18 protein-coding genes are annotated in these 19,205 nt (G+C 60.1%); 6 read left to right on the top strand and 12 right to left on the bottom strand.

Annotation, left to right across the window (positions count from 1 at the left end):
- Positions 1–16 precede the first annotated feature (16 nt).
- The gene (locus HGP12_RS08875; RefSeq protein ID WP_168839281.1) at positions 17–967 is read left to right on the top strand and encodes an alpha/beta hydrolase; all 951 of its coding nucleotides are present in this window, start codon (positions 17–19) and stop codon (positions 965–967) included.
- Between the two features lie 20 nt (positions 968–987).
- Here the strand turns inward: HGP12_RS08875 and HGP12_RS08880 are convergent, their stop codons facing one another.
- Together HGP12_RS08880 and HGP12_RS08885 are read right to left on the bottom strand one after the other, a co-directional pair.
- Positions 988–2,022 carry a LacI family DNA-binding transcriptional regulator gene (locus HGP12_RS08880; protein ID WP_168839280.1) on the bottom strand — a complete coding sequence of 345 codons (1,035 nt, stop codon included), beginning with the start codon at positions 2,020–2,022 and terminating at the stop codon, positions 988–990.
- 333 nt (positions 2,023–2,355) lie between these two features.
- Entirely contained in the window at positions 2,356–3,162 is an 807-nt protein-coding gene (locus tag HGP12_RS08885) for a transporter substrate-binding domain-containing protein (protein WP_168839279.1), read from the bottom strand.
- A 127-nt stretch (positions 3,163–3,289) separates the two neighbouring features.
- Between HGP12_RS08885 and HGP12_RS08890 the strand changes: the two genes are divergently transcribed.
- Positions 3,290–5,674 carry a putative bifunctional diguanylate cyclase/phosphodiesterase gene (locus tag HGP12_RS08890; RefSeq protein ID WP_168839278.1) on the top strand — a complete coding sequence of 795 codons (2,385 nt, stop codon included), beginning with the start codon at positions 3,290–3,292 and terminating at the stop codon, positions 5,672–5,674.
- 26 nt (positions 5,675–5,700) lie between these two features.
- Here the strand turns inward: HGP12_RS08890 and HGP12_RS08895 are convergent, their stop codons facing one another.
- Entirely contained in the window at positions 5,701–6,330 is a 630-nt protein-coding gene (locus tag HGP12_RS08895) for a TetR/AcrR family transcriptional regulator (RefSeq protein ID WP_168839277.1), read from the bottom strand.
- A 145-nt stretch (positions 6,331–6,475) separates the two neighbouring features.
- Between HGP12_RS08895 and HGP12_RS08900 the strand changes: the two genes are divergently transcribed.
- Positions 6,476–8,512 (top strand): NADH:flavin oxidoreductase, encoded by a 2,037-nt coding sequence (locus HGP12_RS08900; protein ID WP_168839276.1) that lies wholly within the window; start codon positions 6,476–6,478, stop codon positions 8,510–8,512.
- A 171-nt stretch (positions 8,513–8,683) separates the two neighbouring features.
- A complete protein-coding gene (locus tag HGP12_RS08905; RefSeq protein ID WP_168839275.1) occupies positions 8,684–9,088 on the top strand; it encodes a GFA family protein in 405 nt (134 codons plus the stop codon).
- A 97-nt stretch (positions 9,089–9,185) separates the two neighbouring features.
- Here HGP12_RS08905 and HGP12_RS08910 read toward each other — a convergent pair whose 3' ends face one another.
- Entirely contained in the window at positions 9,186–10,268 is a 1,083-nt protein-coding gene (locus HGP12_RS08910) for an FAD-binding oxidoreductase (protein WP_168839274.1), read from the bottom strand.
- On the bottom strand, positions 10,258–11,511 hold the full coding sequence (locus HGP12_RS08915) for an aromatic ring-hydroxylating oxygenase subunit alpha (RefSeq protein WP_168839273.1): 1,254 nt from the start codon (positions 11,509–11,511) through the stop codon (positions 10,258–10,260). The genes HGP12_RS08910 and HGP12_RS08915 overlap by 11 nt, the downstream gene beginning before the upstream one ends.
- A gap of 108 nt (positions 11,512–11,619) precedes the next feature.
- On the opposite strand from HGP12_RS08915, the gene HGP12_RS08920 reads away from it, so the two are divergent.
- Positions 11,620–12,507 carry a LysR substrate-binding domain-containing protein gene (locus HGP12_RS08920; protein ID WP_168839272.1) on the top strand — a complete coding sequence of 296 codons (888 nt, stop codon included), beginning with the start codon at positions 11,620–11,622 and terminating at the stop codon, positions 12,505–12,507.
- Between the two features lie 105 nt (positions 12,508–12,612).
- On the opposite strand, the gene HGP12_RS08925 is transcribed toward HGP12_RS08920, so the two are convergent.
- From HGP12_RS08925 to mdcA, 7 genes are read right to left on the bottom strand one after another with little or no spacing between them, the layout of a single operon-like run.
- Positions 12,613–13,533, bottom strand: a complete 921-nt coding sequence (locus HGP12_RS08925; RefSeq protein WP_168839271.1) for an acyltransferase domain-containing protein — start codon at positions 13,531–13,533, stop codon at positions 12,613–12,615.
- Positions 13,530–14,384: a triphosphoribosyl-dephospho-CoA synthase MdcB gene (gene mdcB, locus HGP12_RS08930; protein WP_205926380.1), complete on the bottom strand. Its 855-nt coding sequence runs from the start codon at positions 14,382–14,384 to the stop codon at positions 13,530–13,532. Before mdcB ends, HGP12_RS08925 begins: the two co-directional genes overlap by 4 nt.
- Positions 14,381–15,022, bottom strand: coding sequence for a malonate decarboxylase holo-[acyl-carrier-protein] synthase (gene mdcG, locus HGP12_RS08935; RefSeq protein WP_168839269.1), 642 nt, complete (start codon positions 15,020–15,022; stop codon positions 14,381–14,383). The genes mdcB and mdcG overlap by 4 nt, the downstream gene beginning before the upstream one ends.
- Positions 15,015–15,737 (bottom strand): biotin-independent malonate decarboxylase subunit gamma, encoded by a 723-nt coding sequence (locus tag HGP12_RS08940; RefSeq protein WP_168839268.1) that lies wholly within the window; start codon positions 15,735–15,737, stop codon positions 15,015–15,017. The genes mdcG and HGP12_RS08940 overlap by 8 nt, the downstream gene beginning before the upstream one ends.
- Complete coding sequence (locus HGP12_RS08945) at positions 15,724–16,635, bottom strand: biotin-independent malonate decarboxylase subunit beta (protein WP_168839267.1); 912 nt, start codon at positions 16,633–16,635, stop codon at positions 15,724–15,726. Before HGP12_RS08945 ends, HGP12_RS08940 begins: the two co-directional genes overlap by 14 nt.
- Entirely contained in the window at positions 16,632–16,943 is a 312-nt protein-coding gene (mdcC, locus tag HGP12_RS08950) for a malonate decarboxylase acyl carrier protein (protein WP_120668747.1), read from the bottom strand. The genes HGP12_RS08945 and mdcC overlap by 4 nt, the downstream gene beginning before the upstream one ends.
- A 10-nt stretch (positions 16,944–16,953) precedes the next feature.
- Entirely contained in the window at positions 16,954–18,600 is a 1,647-nt protein-coding gene (gene mdcA, locus HGP12_RS08955) for a malonate decarboxylase subunit alpha (protein WP_168839266.1), read from the bottom strand.
- 175 nt (positions 18,601–18,775) lie between these two features.
- Here mdcA and madL point away from each other — a divergent pair, with 175 nt between their 5' ends.
- A complete protein-coding gene (gene madL, locus HGP12_RS08960; protein ID WP_168839265.1) occupies positions 18,776–19,198 on the top strand; it encodes a malonate transporter subunit MadL in 423 nt (140 codons plus the stop codon).
- Positions 19,199–19,205 lie beyond the last annotated feature (7 nt).

Raw genomic sequence — 19,205 nt, forward strand, 5'->3', positions numbered from 1 at the left:
GAGGGGAGTTAATCTCATGGAACAGCTGGATGAGAGTGCCCGGCACGTTCTCGCCATGACCGATCGATCGAATGGCCGACCATTTGAAACCGGTACGGTTCAGCGGGCCCGCATTGACTACGATGCGAATTGCCCGACGCTCCAGGGTGCAAGGGAGGCGGTCGCCATGGTGGAGGATCGCCAGATCGTCGGTCCGAATGGTCCGATCACGTTGCGCGTCTATCGCGGCATCGGCGCGCCTTTGAGGAATGGTCCCGGTCTTGTTTATCTGCATGGCGGTGGCTGGGTGATCGGCAACCTCGAATCTCACGACGAAATCTGCCGATGGTTCGCCAATCTCGCCGAATGCACCGTGATTTGCCCGGACTACCGGCTGGCGCCGGAACATAAGTTTCCCGCCGGAGTGACCGATTGCGCCGCGACATTGGCATTCGTGGCCGAAACGGCTGCAGATCTCGGCATCGATCCGGGTCGAATTGCTGTCGCCGGCGACAGCGCCGGCGGCAATCTTGCCGCCGTGCTGGCGTTGATGTCGCGTGCGGGCGACGCCCCGCCAATTGCGGCGCAGCTGCTCATCTATCCCAACACCGACGCCGCGCAGATGGCCGACAGCTATCGCCGCTATGCCGAGGGCTTCGGCTTGACCGCCTCGACGATGAGATGGTTTCGCGATCACTATGTCCGCACCGCAGCCGATATTGCCGACTGGAGGGTCTCTCCGTTACGGGCCGAGACCGTCGCGGGGGTAGCTCCAGCCTTCGTGGTGACCGCCGGACACGACATTCTGGCCGACGAAGGCATCGCCTATGCCGAGCGGCTGCGGCAAGATAGGGTGCGCTCTGTGCATCGTCACCGGCAAGGACAGATCCACGGCTTCGTCTCGATGGGAAAATATGTGGCCGAGGCTCGGCAGACAATAGAAGAAGCCGTGGCGACCTGGCGTTCCTTCGAGGAACGCTCGAACTAGACGGGATCAGTGGCTCCGCTTCAAGCGGATTGTCGCATGACCAATGTCCCATCCAGGGTGATCCTGTGTGTAATCGACCGCACCGGCGCATCCATGTCCCCCAGCAGCGTCAGCAACGCTTCGACACTGCTTGCGGTCATCGCGGCGAAATCCTGTGCCATCGTCGTCAATGGCGGGCAGGTATAGCGGCTCAAGGGATGGTCGTCATGGGCAGCGACACGCAGATCGTCTCCCTTTTTTCGCCCAACTCTCAGCCGATGCGCGAAGGCTGCCGACATAACCCCGAAGGCGAGACGATCATTTGCGCACAGGATGGTTTTGCGGGGAAGAGCCTTTGCCTGGAGCAGGCTGTCCATCTGCTCATATCCGATGCGTTCGAACTCCCATGTGTAGGCGGCGTTGGTCTCGATCACCATTGGCTCGTAGCCTGCGGCTTCCATCGTGGCGATATAGCTTGCCAGCCTCTCCGGTGAGTTATGATTGACATGCGGAATGTCGAAATAGGCAGGCGTTTCTCCGGATCGGCAGAGATATTCCACGATCGTTGCCACGCTCTGGTAATTGTTGTTGCCGATGAACGGCGTGTTCCCTTCGATATAAGTATCGAAGTAAACGATAGGCAGGTTCTGCGCGAGCTTTTCAAAGGTACGCGGATCGGATTTCTGCCCCAATGGTGCGACAAGCGCCCCGGCAACCTTCAACGACAACATTGTGTTGACTGCTTCGGCTTCCAGTTCCGGCAATCCATGCGACGAGAACACGATCGGCCAATAGCCCTCGTTGCGCAGCCGCAATTCCAGACGATTGACCATTTCGGCATAAAAGGGGTCGGTGAGGGCAGGAACCAGGATGCCGATATTGCGTGTCCTTTTGCGATTGAGGTTCCGCGCATAAAGATTCGGCTGGTAATCCGACGAGCGAAGTGCCGCCTCGATCAGCGCCCGTGTCGTCGGTTTCACACTGGTCGGATCGTCAAAGTACTTGGAAAGGGTCGGCCGGGAGACGCCGCAGGACTTCGCGAAGTCCTCCATCGTCTTGTGCGTCAATTTTTCCATCAAAAGCCGATCATTTTTCAATCATCTCGATCTAGCAGAGCGGGTCGGCCTTTCACGGAACCTCTGAACCGCTCCTTTTTTGTCTCGCAATTCCGGACGGAAAACCGCTGCGCACTTTTCCTGGAATTGCTCTAGTGATCGTTATGCGTCTCCATGGAAAGAAGTACAACTGGGGACGCAAATTCCGGGCAAATTCTTTCCGCCTTCGTGTCACAATAAAAATGGCACGCGGAAATTTATTAATTAACGCGGTGAATCAGGCGGCATAAACCGCGCACGTGAGGCACCGCCCTCGACGGTGTTCGAGGCCAACAGCGCAATTCACTGGCGATGCTACTGAATGCTGAAGGGAAAATATTTGGCGTTGATCATGTCATAGGTTCCATCAGCCTTGATGGACTTCAGCGCCGCGTTCAAGCGTGCCAGCCGCTCACGATCATCCAACCGCACCGCGATTCCAGAACCGTCACCAAAGAATGTGACGTCAACCAGATCAGGTCCCCTGAACTCGCAGCAGCTTCCCGCCTTTGTGTTCGCAATCCAGTCGTAGATGGCAAGTTTATCTTCCAAGATAACGTCGACACTTCCATCCGCCAGTCCTTTGTACAATTCGGGTGAAGACCGAAAGACCGTCTTGCGCGTTTGCGGATAGAGATGGTTGGCAAAGGATTCCTGGGCGGTTGACGATGTTACCCCAAGGTTCTTGTCACCAAGGGCGGCGGGGCTCACCTCTTTGATCGGCGAATCTTTTCGCACGATGAACACCGTCGGGCTGTTGTAGTATCTTTCGGTGAAGGCAACCTTTTGGCGCCGCTCGGCGCTCATCGACATGGATGAGATGATCGCGTCGTATTTCCCGGCAACAAGATCGGGAATCATGTCATCCCACTTCTCGATGATAAATTGGCATTCGAACTTACCAATCTCGCAGACGGCGTTGGCAATATCGATGTCGAAGCCTTGAAGCTTATTATTTGCATCGAGGTAATTAAAAGGTGGAAACGCGCCTTCGACGGCAATTCGCATCGGCGTGCGCTCTTGTGCAGCCACTTGAAAAGGCAGTGTTGCGGTCAAAAGGAGACCTATGCCGCCTGCTACTAACGTTCTACGCAATATAGTCTGAACCGATGGGCGCGACATAGTAGAGGATCCTCAATAAGTGGTTGATCGCGCACATAGTACGTAGTTGCTTTTAATTCTACGTGAACGCTTCTTTGTTAGAACTGATCCAGCCGTAGTTTTGATTTGATGATGACGCCCTAGTCTAGTGGTGTTCGGGGATCTGCGCTTGCACATTATCCGTTCCTCCAACCCGAAGTCGTTTCAACAGTCCTGGATAGCTTCTGGGAGAATTCTGTTTCTGATCGCTGCCAGTGGCCTGGGAGCGATTGGACTTGTCGTGCTTTCGGCGCTGTGGGCGGGAACTGAAAGCGATGCCGCTGCTCTTGATCGACAACGGCTGCTCGTCAATGCGCGCCTGCGAGAACAGGTCGATCAGGTAGCACGCGTCATCGGGCAAGTCGGGAATGGTTATATTGCCGCAAACCGCGCTTACCCGGCCTCCGGCTCCTCGTCGGCTTCACCTGCCTTCAATACTGTTTTGACGACGGCAGCGGGAAGTGCGGTCAGCCAGACTGCGACATCCGTCTTCGGCTACGACCAGGCTTTCGTCGTGGACGAGCATGGCGAGCTGGTCATGATGGCGGATGGCGAAACGGAAAAACGCTATCGGTGGATGAAACCTCTTCTTTTGCCGCTGCTTCGAGAAGCTGGCGCTGCCCTACGCCAAGACACGACGTTCACCGCACACCTACCGGGATCACCGGGCAATCCCGCCGGAAGCACGGTGCCCGTTCATCGCGGGTTGGCCAGTTTGTTGCGCCTGGAAGGTCGACCGACGATCGTCGGCATCGCGGCCGTCAAGGAACCACACGAGAGACAAGGGCAGTCGTTGTGGCAATTCCTGATCGTCGTGCGGTTCCTCGATGGAGCTGCCCTGGACGAATTGAGCCGGGAACAAGGACTGAATGGCGCGCGCTTTGCACGAACCGCCGACGCAGACGGTGACGAAGTTGCATTTCAGATTGACGATACGACAAACGGCGAGCCGATCGGCTTTATCGTCTGGCGACCCGACCTTCCGGGATCAAGGGTGATCGGCAGGCTGATGCCTGCACTTTCGATTGCTGCCTTGATGATGGCGCTTCTTTTCACGATCCTGCTTCTCCGCCTGCGAAGCAGCCTAGGTGAATTGAAGAAAAGCGAGTTCCACGCAAGGCAACTTGCCCTCCACGATGTGCTGACGGATCTCCCCAATCGCGCCATGTTTGCGATCAGGTTCGACGAGTGCCTGGCTGAATTGGAAAACTCTTCCGAGCGATCGGCAATCGCACTTCTTGACCTCGACCGGTTCAAAACCGTGAACGACACATTCGGTCACGCCGCCGGCGACGAACTCATCAGGATGGCTGCGGGTCGGATCCGTTCGCTCCTTCGTTCACGAGATACTCTCGCCCGGCTCGGAGGGGATGAATTCGCCCTGCTTCTGCGTGACATCAAAGATCACGATCAAACGCTGCCGCGAATTTGCGAAGCGATCGTTGCGGAGCTTAGTAAGCCGTTCCCCCTGTTGAAGGGCGAGGCCGTTGCCCGGGTTGGCTGCTCGATCGGCGTGGCGATCGTGCCCGATGCCGGACGCAATGCGGATGATATCATGCGTTATGCCGATGCCGCGCTGTACGAAGCAAAGGTAAGCGGCAGGGGACGATGGCTGGTTTATTCGCCCTCCATGGACGGAGGCAGAAATGCGCGCGACATTCTTAAAAACGAATTGCGTGAGGTTTTGGCCAAACTCCGCGTCTCATCTGGCGGCAGTGAACCGGGCGAGCTGTTTTCCGACCGACCGGACTTCGGGTCGCTGGAAGTTTATTACCAACCGGTGTACCGGGCGGGCAAGGGATACTCCGTGTCGGGCGCCGAGGCCCTCGTGCGGTGGAGCCACAGCCAGCGTGGGCTGCTGACGCCGGCCAGTTTCATCCCTGCGGCGGAAGAAGGCGGCCTTATCGACGCACTTGGATTCTGGGTATTGCGCGAGGCCTGCAAAGCCGCCTGCAGCTGGCCCGAAAACACGTTTGTTGCCGTCAACGTGTCTCCTTCTCAGCTAAGGAGACCCAATTTTGTCGAAGAAGTAAGCGCTGTTCTTCAGGAGACCGGGCTATCCCCATCCCGGCTTGAGCTCGAGCTCACCGAGACCTCACTCATCGAGGATTACGCGGATATCTATGCGGTGCTGAAATCCCTTCGCAGCCAAGGCGTTCAAATTTCCCTCGATGACTTCGGAACCGGCTATTCCTGTCTCAGCCATTTGACGCGCTTTGACATCGATCGGATCAAAATCGATCGCTCGTTCGTCTCGCTCCTCGGCACAAAAGCCAATGGGGCAGCCATTGTCGGTGCCATTATCTCGCTGAGCAACAGTCTCGGTATTTCGACAACGGCGGAAGGGGTCGAAACAGAATATCAGCGCGACTTCTTGGCGGCCTTGGGCTGCACCGACCTCCAAGGCTATCTGTTCTCCAAGCCGATTCCTCTTCATGAGCTCGATTGTTTCGAGAAACCTCATAGCAATGAAAAATTACTCGCGACCAGCTGAGAAATCATCCGCTCCTCTTGTCGTTCCTAGCTTGGCTTGTAGCCATGACGCGAAAAGAAGCGGTCAAGCTCCCGCTGCTGCGGATTCTGTCCGGTATAGATCGCGATATATTCCGGAATTCGCTTCATGCGCACGGTAATGTCTTCCCTGGACTGCATCGAGATGTAGCCGATCTGGACGAGGTAGGTCGTCCGCGCGCGGACGTCGGCGGAAACGGCGTCATAGCCGAAGCGGGTGAACATTCGCGACAGCGCTTCCATGCGTGTCTGGTCAGCGCGGCGAACCTCTTCGAGAATGTCCGTCGACTGCAAGGCCCAGCTGCGCACGGCGAACTCGAACTGAGAATCGAACAAGTCCTTGTTGAGCCAGCAGTCGAAGACATTGAACATCGCCTCTACGAGCGATTCCGCATATGCCTCGGACTGCTTGACCAAATTCCCGGTATTCTTGTCCCGCCACTTGCTGACCAAGGCGCCTAGAAGTTCTTCGCGATCCTTGAAAAACCAATAGAAGCTCGTGCGCGAGAGCTTGAGTTTCTTCGCCAGCGGCTGGATCTTTACGGACTCCACTCCGGAATCGATCAGGGAGGAGTAGGCTGCTTCCAGCCAACCTTCCTGAGACCCCCGCCATCCGTTGTCGTTTCCACCCTGGTCCATGAGCCATTTCCTATCAAATTGCGACGGTCTCAACAAGTAAAATGTACATTAGTGTCTAAACAGAAGACGTATATGTTTTCTAGATTGACATATGTGTACATTTCCATTTAGCGTCATGCGATGTTTCCAATCCGGAGCACGAGGCATGTCGAGCGATCCTCTTCTTCAGCCCTTTAAACTAAAGCACCTGACGCTGCGCAACCGCATCATCGTGACGTCTCACGAACCGGCGTATCCCGAAGATGGCATGCCGAAGGAGCGCTATCGCGCCTATACGGTGGAACGGGCCAAGGGCGGTGTTGCGCTGACGATGACGGCCGGGTCGGCTGCCGTCTCGCGGGACAGTCCTCCGGTTTTCAACAACCTGCTCGCCTATAAGGACGAGATCGTTCCGTGGATCCGCGAGATGACCGACGCGGTTCACGAACACGGTTCCGCCATCATGATCCAGCTGACGCATCTCGGTCGCCGCACGCGCTGGGACAAGGGTGATTGGCTGCCCATCGTGTCGCCTTCCCACCACCGCGAAGCCGCGCACAGGGCGTTTCCAAAGAAGATCGAAGACTGGGATATCGAGCGCATCATCAAAGACTTTGCCGACGCCGCCGAGCGCATGAAGGCCGGCGGTATGGACGGTATCGAACTGGAGGCCTACGGACATCTGATCGACCAGTTCGTCTCGCCGCTGACCAACGAACTCGATGGGCCGTATGGCGGCTCGCTTGAGAACCGCCTGCGCTTCTGTCTTGACGTCTTCAAGGCGATACGGACGCGGGTTGGAGACGATTTTATTCTCGGCGTTCGATACACCGCGGACGAACGTCTTCCCGGCGGTACCGGCAAAGAGGAGGGTATAGAGATTTCGAAACGGCTGCGCGACAGCGGTCTGATCGACTATCTCAACGTCATCCGCGGCCATATCGACACCGATCCTGGTCTCACCGATGTCATTCCCATCCAGGGCATGGCGAACTCTCCGCATCTCGACTTTGCCGGCGATATCCGGGCCGCGACGAACTTTCCGACGTTCCACGCAGCCAAGATCCCGGACGTGGCGACCGCCCGCCACGCCATCGCGGCAGGCAAGGTCGACATGGTCGGTATGACGCGCGCCCACATGACGGACCCGCATATCGTCCGCAAGATCATCGAGAAGCGCGAGGACGATATCCGCCCCTGCGTCGGCGCCAACTACTGCCTCGACCGCATCTATCAGGGCGGCCTTGCCTTCTGTATTCACAACGCCGCGACCGGGCGCGAGCAGACGATGCCGCACATCGTGCAGAAGGCCGAAGTCCGCAAGAAGGTCGTCATCGTGGGCGCGGGACCGGCGGGGCTCGAGGCGGCGCGCGTGTCCGCCGAGCGCGGTCACGACGTCGTTGTCTTCGAGGCCGCGAATAATGCCGGCGGCCAGATCCGTCTGACGGCGCAGAGCGAGCGCCGCCGCGAGATGATCAGCATCATCGACTGGCGGATGAGCCAATGCGAGAAGCTTGGCGTCATCTTCCATTTCAATACCTGGGCGGAAGCCGAGGCTATTACCGCCGAAAAACCCGATGTCGTCATCATCGCGACCGGCGGTTTGCCGCATACCGATGTGCTGTCGAAGGGCAACGAACTCGTGGTTTCGTCCTGGGATATCATCTCAGGCGATGTAAAGCCGGGCACCAACGTACTCGTATTCGACGACGCCGGCGATCATGCCGGTCTGCAGGCAGCCGAATTCCTCGCGAAAGCGGGTGCAAAGGTCGAGATCATGACGCCGGACCGGTCCTTCGCTCCGGAGGTCATGGCGATGAACCTTGTTCCTTACATGCGCTCGCTACAGACATTGGATGTCACGTTCACGGTGACGTTCCGGCTGGAAGCGGCGGAAAAGAGCGGCAACCAGATCATCGCGAAGGTCGGGAGCGATTATGGCGGCGTCGCCAAGGAAAGGGTTGTTGACCAGATCGTGGTCAATCATGGCACGATCCCGCTCGACGAACTGTATTTCGAACTCAAGCCGCACTCCCGAAACCTGGGCGAGACCTCGTACGACCAGCTTCTTGCAGGTGAGCCGCAATCCGTCGTCCGCAATGAGGAAGGCCAGTTCCAGCTCTTCCGGATCGGCGACGCGGTCGCCGCGCGAAACACGCACGCCGCGATCTACGACGGCCTTAGGATCGCGAAGGATCTTTGACGTCTCGGCCGATCTTCCAGAAGGACGAGCCTTTACGTCGCGACCTGGGTTGCGAAGAGAGCGGCGCCCTGCCTGCGTAAAAAGTCGAAGCCGGCGCCATTTCGGTGGAAACCGCTCTGACGCTGCCCTAGTTCCATGGGCTGTATGTAGCGAGAAAATGGGGTGGGGCAGATGCACATAGACGGAAGATGTCATTGTGGGTTTGTTTCATACAAGGCGGATATCGACCCCGAGCAGGTGTCGATCTGCCACTGCACAGACTGCCAGCGGCTGACGGGGACGGCTTATAGGGTCACCGTGAGCGCGCTACGCAAGGCATTTGAGATCACAGGAGGAGAGCCGAAACTCTACGCAAAATTCGGCGATAACGGCCGCCGCCGGTTGCAGTACTTCTGCCCGAATTGCGGGTCGCCGATCTACACGACCGGGGAGCTTGAAGATGCTGACGAGGTGGGCATTCGTCTAGGGACGATAAACCAGCGACAAAAGCTTCGGCCCCGATCGCAGAGCTGGTGCTCGTCTCGGCTGCCCTGGATCGACACCATAGGGGATCTCCCCGGACGGCCAGGTGATTAGCACGATATTGGGGCGAGTAAGCGGACGGCGCCGAATTCTCTTCGCTGCGCGACATTCGATTGATTCTCGGCGGTCCCGTCGGTTTGGTACTTGCTGGTCAGCGATCGATGACCAGATCGCTCAGAGGTTTCGAACAGCAGGGCAGGAACATACCGGCGTCGATTTCTCGCTGCCTGATGCCACCATTATGGTTCATCTCCACCGAACCCGAGACGAGCTTGGACTTGCAGGTTCCGCACATGCCGTTGGAGCAGGATGATGGGAGCCGGATGCTGCCCTTCTTCGCCGCTGCCAGCACGGTCTGATCGACGGAGACTTCGAGCGTCCGCTTCTGCTTCGAGAACTCGACCCGGTAGATCTTCCCTGCCGGCTGTGCCTCGACATCGAGGCCCGGCTCGTCGATGACAGCTGCATCGAAGCTCTCTTCGATGTAATGGGACGCAGGGACGCCAAGCGCTGCTGTGATCGAGCGGGCCGCCGCCATGAACGGCGCCGGACCGCAACACATGACGATCCGCTCGGCGATGTCAGGAACGGCAAGCTTCAGGAACTCGGACGAGATTCGACCCGTTAAACCCGGCCAGGCGCGCTCGCCAATGACCGTTTCCGGCAGGAACTGCAGTCGCAGGCCTTTCATGCGGGCTGCAAGACAGGACAGTTCGCTGCGGAAGATGAGGTCGAGTGGCGTACGGGCTGCATGAAGGAACACGATGTCCGCCGGCTCGCAGCTATCCGCCAGGTCACGGGTGATCGACATGACGGGGGTGATGCCCGAACCGCCTGAAAGCAGCAGGAGCTTCGTTCCCGCCACTTTCGGGCGGATGAAGTGCCCGAGCGGCCCCTGACCCTTGACCGTCATGCCGGGAACCATGTTGTCATGCAGCCAGTTCGAGACCTTACCACCCGGCACGCGCTTGACCGTTACGGTGAACGCATTACCGCGATAGGGCGACGACGAGATGCTGTAACAGCGAGCCTCGCCGTCCGAGCCTGTGGGGAAATCGAACAGGAAATACTGTCCGGCATCGAAGTTGAAACGCTTGCCTTCGGGAGATGCAAACGTGAAGCTCCTCACGTCATGCGTTTCCTGATGCACGTCGACACAAACGAGGGTCTCGTCCCGTTCCGGATCCCAAATGTCGGCGTGAGCCCGCTGCATCTGTGTGAACTCAATACCCATGAGCGCGCATCCGATCGATGTACCAGGCCGCGAACTTGTCCAGGTTGGTTTCCGAGAACCGGGAATAGGGACCTGGCTGATAGGCCGGGTCGAGTGCACCGGCGTGCGAGCGGGCGACGAGATCCGCGTCCTGGTCGGTCGTTGCGATCCAGACGTCGGTCAGCTTGTCGAAATCGTAGTCCTTGCCTTCGACGGCGTCCTTGTGGACGAGCCACTTGGTTCTGACCAGCGTTTTTCCTGCCGAGAGCGGAATGACGATCGCGACGACGGCATGGTCGCCCATGAAGTGGTTCCAGCTGTTGTGACCCCAAAGATGCGTATCGCCGAGGTCCTTGCGGGTCATTTGACCGAGGAGCTTCGACGATGCCGCCGTCGCATCATGCGTCTGGGATTCGCCGGCACCGGCGATGATCAGGCGCTGGGTCCGGAAGTTCGTCGCGCAGTCGACGAGCTGCTCGACCGCGGCTGACGGAAAGCCATCGGCTTCCCAGGCCTTCGTGCGCTCGTCGTAGAGCCGAAAGTGCTCCGCTGCCTGTTCGCGATCCTCCGGGTTCAGCGTCTCCGGGTCGAAACCGAAGTCGAGATCGACGAAAGAAACACAGAGCTCCGGATGGTTGGCGGAACAGTGATAGCACTCGCGATTGTTCTCCATCGTGAGCTTCCAGTTGCCGTCCTCGATGACATCGGTCTGATGCGCCACCTTGGCGTTGCGTATGTCATATGGCGCGAGGCGCTCGATCATGGTCTGCTCGAGGTTTGCAATGTCCTCCGGAGGATTGTCGGAAAGGCAGACATAGATGAGGCCGGCGATCGACTTGAAATTCACCGGTTTCAGGCTGTGACACTGCTTGTCGAAGTCCTTGCCCATGTGGGGCGCGTAGGCCAGTTCGCCTGTCAGCTCGTAGGTCCAGGTATGATAGGGACAGACGAGTTTCGAGACGATGGTCTTTCCGGCGTCGAGCAGGCGCGACCCGCGGTGGCGACAGACGTTGTGAAGCACGCGGAGCTCGCCGTCGTCGTCGCGAAGGAGGATCAGGCTGGTCTTGCCGATGTCGGCGACGGTCGCATCGCCCGGCTCCGGAACGTCGCAGTCAAGGCCGACGCAGATCCAGTGCTTATGGAAGAAGACATCGATGTCGGCCTCGAAGACGTCCTCGCGCGTGTAAAGGCCGGCCGGCAGGGAATGACCATCGGCGCGGGCTTCAAGAAGTGCTGAGATGTCAGAGGGAAGCCTGTTTAGCATGATAACCTCTCATGGTTCGATGAGAGGCAGTTTGCTCTTGCATCTCATAGGCTTCAACGGCATTAATTTTCAGCGATCCATAACTTTATGTAATGCGAAGGATGCTTGATGAACTTTCGGCGTCGTATCCCATCCCTGACGGCATTGATGACGCTTGAAGCCGTTCTGCGGCACCGAAGCTTCACCGCAGCCGCAATCGAGCTGGGCGTCACGCAGGCAGCAGTCAGCCGCCAGATCGCGGCATTGGAGGAAGAACTGGGATTGCCGATGTTCGTGCGCAGACACCGCACCATCGAACCGACCGCGGAATGCCTCACCCTGGGAACGACGCTTGCTCAGAGCTTCGCGAATATCGCGGACACCGTCGACGCGGTCAGATCTTCGCAGCAGGACGTCGTGACGATCGGCGCGACGGTCGCCTTCTCCTCGTTCTGGCTTCTTCCCCGCCTGGCGGAGTTCCGGCGCGAGAATTCGGGCGTGCAGATCAGGGTCGTCTCGCAGGATGCCAGGATCGATCTCGACGCAGGCGGTATCGACATCGCCATTCGCTATGGAAGACCGCCGTTCGCCGATGCGACGGTTGTTGCCTCCCAGGAGGACTTTGTCGTGCCCGTATGTTCGCCCGACTATTTCCGGCGGCGTCTGTCCGGCGATCTCAGCGAAACCGACGAATTCATCGAGACAGACGTGCATGACAGATCATGGCTGTCCTGGCCACAATGGGCTGAGAAGATGGGTCGTGCCTTGCGGATAAAGCCGCATCTTCGCTTCAACCACTATACCGAGGCGATCGCGGCCGCGCGCGCCGGGCAGGGGATCGCGCTGGGCTGGCGTCTTCTCGTCCAGACCTTTCTGGACGACGGCACGCTCGTCGCCTTGGAAATGGCCGAGATGCCCACCGAGGACCGGTATCACGTTCTGCTCCCAGTCAGAACACGCCGCAAGCCTGCGGCCGAGCATGCGGCAAACTGGTTCGCGAACGCGCTCACTCGTTGAAGGCACGGAAAATCCTCTTGAAGCCTGGGATCGGCAACCAAGTGCCGCGCGTGGCCATCCGGGACCGATGAAACTCGTACCGCCGGCTGTGATAAGACTGTGATTTCAGAGGGCAGCCAGCCAGACCTTGACGCCCGCGAGGCTGTGGAAATCATCGACTGCGCGTACCTTGACTGAAGGCAGGGCGGCGGCCGCCATTTCCGCCAGCGCACGGCCAGGCCCGAGTTCGAGGATCGCGGTCATGCCACGTTCGCCCAAGGCCTCGATCACGTCTGCCCAATCGATCCTCTCGGCCACTTGCCGCGCCAGACCCTTCCGAGCGCGATGCGGATCGGCAACGAGAGTGGCGCCACTGGCGGTCATGAGACGCAGGGTCGGGCGGCTCATGACCGCCGAGGCGAGGGCATTGTCAAACGGCGCCACCGCACCCGCCAGCCGCGGCGTATGGGAGGCGACGTGCACCATCATCGGGGCGGCACGCGCCGCACCTTCTTCCAACGCAGCCGTGCAGAGCGCATCGATCGATCGTCTATCACCGCCGACGATGAACAGAAGATCCGGGTTCACAATGGCAATTGCGCAACCGAACCGGCCGGCGAGCTGTTCCACGGTCGCCCGTGGCAAACCGCGCACATAGCCGAGCCCGTCATCCGGCCCGCCCACGGCGTCCATTGCCCGTGCCCGTTGATCGACCAGCCTCAGAGTATCCATGGGCGACCAGACGCCGGCCACCCCCCAAGCTGCCATTTCCCCGACGCTGTAGCCGGCCACCATCGTCTCGCTGGGCGCGCCCACCGGGAAAAGGGCGCGGGCAATGGCAAGCGCACGCGTCACGCACAGGATCTGGCCCTCGCGGTTCGCATGCAAGGCGGTTTCGGATGCAGTCCGGCAGAAGTCCGTCGGGTGGGTCCCAAGCACGGCAGTCGCGGCCTCGAAAACGGGATGCGCAGCGGGTTCGGCCGCCAGGAGCCCGAACATCTCCCGATTCTGATGACCTTGGCCCGAACAGAGCAGCGCGAGGGTCACAATTCCATCACCTCTGTAAACAGCGCCATGGCAAGCAGATCGGCGCAACCGCCTGGGCTGAGGTTACGCGCGACGAATGCCTCGTGAATGGCTTTGGCATCCCACCGCCAATTCGCCCGTCCGACCCCACCGTCCACCAGGAAGGCGCGGGCCTTGTCACGCGCGAAGTTCAACCCTTCGGGGCCGGCACGATAAAGCAGATTGCTGTCGTCGACCACCGCGATCAGCGCCATGCAGGCATGGACCCTTGCGGCTTCCTCGTCACCCATGGCCAGGCGCCGCCCTTCGTCAAGCGCTGGGCGGGCGATATCGTAGACGGACGGCATGCCGGCGGCAGCCTCGGCCCGAGCGCCTCCGACACTATAGCGTCGCGCCACCACGCTGCCGTGACTGTCATGCTCCGGCGCCGTGTTGATGATGTCACGTCCCCAACGCCATGCGACAAGGGTGCCGAGCGGTACCCGCCAATCGCACGCCGCCGCCAGGCCGGCCGCCGCCGCCAAAAGGCCCATGCCGAAGATGGCGCCGCGATGGGTGTTCACCCCGCCAGTCGCATCCCGCATTGCTTTTTCCGCTTCCATGCCGATTTGGCGCAGGCGATCCATGCCGGCGTCCATGGCGCCTGCCTCGGCAAGCGCGATGAAGAACGGCTCCAGCGTCCGGGCACTGAGGCGCAGGAGATCGGCATCCATGTCGGCGTGAGCGCCGTTGTCGATGTGGCTGACCAAGCCGGGCTTGGGCCAGGTTTCCACCTCCAGAATGAGCGCTCGTGCGGCATGCTGCCCGATCAGCGCGGGATTGCGATGCCTGATGGCGAGGGAGCGTGGTTCGGCCAGCAACGGAAACGTCATGCGAACAGCGCCTCCCGCGCAATCAAGGCCGATCCGGTATGGGATTTGATCAAGATTTCCGGATTTCCCGACAGCCATTCCCGCCACTGCACGGCAGTGCCTGAGGGCGTGATCAATTCTGCGTCGATCCGCATCGGCGCGTGTACGGCGATATCGTTCAGTAAAGCCGTCATCCGCGTCGCATCCATGCTCGAGCGACAAGCGACCAAAAGATCAAGGTCGGACGTGCCGGTCAGATAGGAAAGGCCGGTCAGGTATTGCCAAGCCAGACTTCCGAAACAACGACAGGAGGCATCTGCCTCCAAAAGCGCGCCAATGGTCGGACGCCATCGTGCCGGTGCCGCAAACAGTACATCCCTCAGCAGGGGAGGAGGCGCCGCCCGTATTACGGCGGCTGGCGGGCAGGCGAGAGCAAGCCGTTTGCGTCCCATGTCCGGCGGAAGGGGCAGCCCCAACGGTAGGGTGTCTTTTGGATCGCTGCAGGTCCGACGGCGAAAAATTGCCGGTCGCCCCAATGCCGCCCATGCCAGCAGATCGGGTTCTATTTGCGCTTCGATTTGGCTGTGCAGCAGACCCGGCCATGCTTCCGAACACACATAGGCGAGATCGTGGCGGCGGAGGGCAGCGACATCAACCATGGAGCAAAGCCAGCCGTTCTACTTCGGCCGCAATCGTGGCAGCCTTCGGCCGGCCGCCCCGATCGGCTCCCAATCTTGCACGCAGATCACTCGATACAGGCTTGGCAAGTAGTGCTACGAGTTGAGTGTTCAAAGAGGCAACTGGGTCCCAAACTTCCGCTATGGCGCCGGTGGCAAGAAGATTATCGAGGCCGGGCGCGAAGACGGGCGTTGTCCCGGCCTTTTCCTTCAGCGTCGCGAGCGGCAGCTTGGTCACTCGGGCCATGGATGGCAGGTCCATGACTTCGGGCCAGGCGGTGGGCAGGGCTACCAGCGACCCGCATGCCAGTGCGGTGGCAATGAAGGCACCGGCGGCGCTACCCCCATAGAGAAGGCCGACCGTCCGGTGCCCCGCACGCTCCGCTTGCCATAGGGCTTTCGCTAGATGCGCCAACGCCTCGCTGAGACCGAGGAGTTCGTCACGCCGGCTCATCCTTTGGCTCCCGGAGTCGACCAGGAACAACAGGGGAGAGCTATCCGGGCGCCGCGCGACCGAAAGGATATGCGCGGCCAGCGCCACCGCCTCATCGATGCCGGGATAGGTCTTGTCGGCAATGCCGATCACATCGATCCGGTTTTGCTGGTCCAACCGGCCCCAGCCGGTAACAAGCCCGTCCGCTTGGGTTATCTCATGGCCGGCGGGAAAGAGGGAGGATAGGATATCAGCGAGCTGCATCGGCGTTCTCCCGATGGATATTGGCTGTGGCGAGGAAAGTCTCGATGTCCCGCTCCGGTATTTGCCCGGGGTCCTCGATGCGCAGTCGCGCCCATATTTCGGTAGCATCATGCGCATCGCCAAAATGGCGCAAGCGATGTTCGAGCCGCGTCTGTTCCGCTTCCAGCACCGACTGGTCCAAAGTGGCCGGCCGTTGCAGCGCGGCAATCGCGCCGGTTCGGAAAGCGGCGATATCGTCTTCGACGAAGACATCAGTCCCGCCAATCAGGTAGCGATGCTTGCCGCCCATGGTTCGCCAGACCAGTGCCCGGTCGCGGGAGTCGAATTCTTCGACGCCTTTGTTCGTCTCGATAACCTCTGGCCCGGACACGGACAGGCGCCCCTGCTCGGAGATGACGAGCGTCGAACAGCAGCCGGCAATCAGGCTGCCGCCGCCATAGCAGCCCGCCCGGCCGCCAAGAAGGCCGATGACGCGCACGCCCTCGGATCGCGCCTCCAGCACGGCGCGGATGATCTCTGAGATCGCCAGCTCACCGGCATTGGCCTCCTGCAGGCGCACGCCGCCCGTATCGAAGAGAATGACGATATCCCGCTGCATCTTAGCTGCGGCATGCAGCAGGCCTGTCAGCTTGGCGCCGTGCACCTCGCCGATGGCGCCGCCCATGAAGCGCCCCTCCTGGGCAGCCACCAATAGCGGGCGGCCGTCGATGCTGCCGGAGCCGACGATGATCCCATCGTCGAACTGCCGAGGCAGATCGAAAAGCGCAAGATGAGGGCTCGTCTCCCGCCGCTCCGGGCCGAGGAATTCGGTGAAGCTGTCAGCGTCGAGCAGATGCAGCAACCGGCCGCGGGCCGACTCTTCATACCAGCTTCGGCGCAGCGTGTGAGAACTGTTCATTCTGGCTTCTCCATCAGCCGCACGCCCTGGGCCAGGCGCAGCGCCACCATATCCGGCCGTGCGCCGCCGTCATTGATCGTGATGCGCAGACCGCCGGCGGCGGAGCGCGCCGCAAAATCCTCGGTAACCGCCGCCCACAGCTCGCTGAAACCATGGGCTGGCGTTGCAATCTCGATGACGCAACGGTCGGGCGCCTCCCGCCGTTCAAGCAATATTTCGAGGTTACCCGAAGCGACGACGCCCACCAGAGCGACGGCGCGGGTTCCGCCGGTCTGCGTCGATTTCAGTTCATAGAGTAGATTTTCCATGGCGTCGGCCTTACCAATTGCGGAACCGGGAAGGCGGCCTGTACAAGCCGCCGGAGGCAAGCATCAGATCCTTGATGGAATGCGCAGCCAGCAGGCTGCGATCGGCATCCAATGGATCTATTCCAAGGTCTTCGGGACGCTGGATGACTTTGCGCTGACGTAGATGCTCCACCATCTTGCGGTCCCGGGCGCGACCGACCTCGGTGTAGCCGGCGACCCCCCGGATCGCCTGCTCCCGCTCGTGCATGTCACGGCACAGCAGCAGGTTGGCGATCCCCTCTTCCGTCACGATATGGGTCACGTCATCACCGTAAATCATGACAGGAGCCAGATCGAGCTGCAGCTTGTCGGCGAGATCCAAGGCGGCCAGGCGCTCGACGAACATCGGCACCATGCCATCGCCAAAGGTTTCGCCGATCTGGACGACCAGTTTGCGTCCGCGGCGCAGGGCAGGGGCTCCGGTGGGATCGGCTTCCCTGCCGGCACGCAGCCAGGGTTCGCTCGGATGGCGCCGGCCTCGCGCGTCCGATCCCATATTGGGGGCGCCGCCGAAACCGGCAACCCTGCTGCCGGTCACGGTCGAACTGTTGCCGGAAAGGTCGATCTGCAAGGTCGAGCCGATGAACATGTCGCAGGCATAAAGTCCCGCGGTCTGGCAAAAGGCGCGATTGGAGCGCAGCGAGCCGTCAGGCCCGGTGAAAAAAATGTCGGGGCGGGCCTGCATATAGTTTTCCATGCCCACTTCGGACCCGAAGCAATGGATTTGCTCCACCCATCCGGCTTCGATGGCGGGGATCAGGGTGGGATGAGGGTTCAGCGCCCAATGCGTGCAGACCTTGCCCTTCAATCCCAGTCGTTCGCCGTAGGTCGGCAGCAGCAGTTCGATGGCTGCTGTATTGAAGCCGATACCATTGTTCAGGCGCCGCACACCGTAGGGTACGTACAGTCCCTTGATAGCCAGCATTGCCGTCAGGATTTGCGTTTCGGTAATGGCCGCGGGGTCGCGCGTGAACAGCGGCTCCACATAGAAGGGGCGCTTGGCGTCCACCACGAAATGAACCTGATCGGCGGGAATGTCGACGCGGGGCACGCGATCGACGATCTCGCCCACCTGGGCGACGACCAGTCCCTTGCCGAAACTCGTCGCCTCGACGACCGTTGGCGTGTCTTCCGTGTTCGGTCCGGTGTAGAGGTTTCCCGCCTTGTCCGCGCTGACCGCCGCGATGAGCGCCACTTGCGGCGTCAGGTCGATAAAGTAACGGGCGAAGAGTTCCAGATAGGTGTGAACGGCGCCCAGTTCGATCTGGCCGCCGAACATCATGCGCGCGATGCGGGCCGACTGCGGGCCGGAATAGGAAAAATCGAGCCGCCGGGCGACGCCGCTTTCGAAAATATCGAGATGCTCCGGCAGGACCACGCCCGACTGCACCATATGCAGGTCGTGTATCCTGGCGACATCGACTTTGGATAGCGCCTTGGCCAGCAGGTCGGCCTGCTTCTGGTTGTCGCCCTCAAGGCAAACTCGATCGCCAGGCTTCAGGATCGCTTCCAGGAAAGCGACGAGGTGCTGCGGGTCGACAAGCTTGCCGGCGGAGAAACGCTGGCCGGCTTCGAGACGAGCCAGCCTGTCGCGACCCTTTGTGTTCCAATCTCGCATTTCAATTGCCCTTTGTATGCGCAAGAGAGCGCTTTCGAGGGTTCACTATATATACAATTGCCAGAAACGCAATAATGTGTATTTTAAATGCGCTACAAGGCATCTTTGTATTCATGGGAGGAGAACAAATGTCGATCTTGTATTTCTTCGGGCGCGCATGCGGGGAGGATCGTCCATGATGATCTCCGGTGTCGCAATGCTTGCCATTTGCACTCTCCTGGGGAGCGTCCTCGGCGATCTCTTGGGAGTGGCGCTTGGCGTGAAGGCGAATGTCGGCGGCGTCGGCATTGCCATGATCCTGCTCATCGCCACGCGGCTATGGCTGAGCAAGCGGGGCTTATTGACGCTTCCGCTCAAACTCGGCGTCGAGTTCTGGGGAGCTCTCTACATTCCGATCGTCGTCGCCATGGCGGCTCAGCAGAACGTGCTGGTGGCAGCACGCAGCGGCCCGCTGGTGCTGATTGCTGGGATCCTGACTGTTTTCGTTTGCTTCGCGACCGTCGCACTGATGAGCCGCGTCGGCAAGAGAGGCGAAACGATGGATGAAATCGAAGCGAAGGCCAGAGGCGAGCTTGCTGCCTCCGGCAACGCGGTTTGAGGAGGCT

The organism is Rhizobium sp. P28RR-XV, from assembly GCF_012641385.1.
In the GTDB taxonomy this organism is placed as follows: domain Bacteria; phylum Pseudomonadota; class Alphaproteobacteria; order Rhizobiales; family Rhizobiaceae; genus Rhizobium.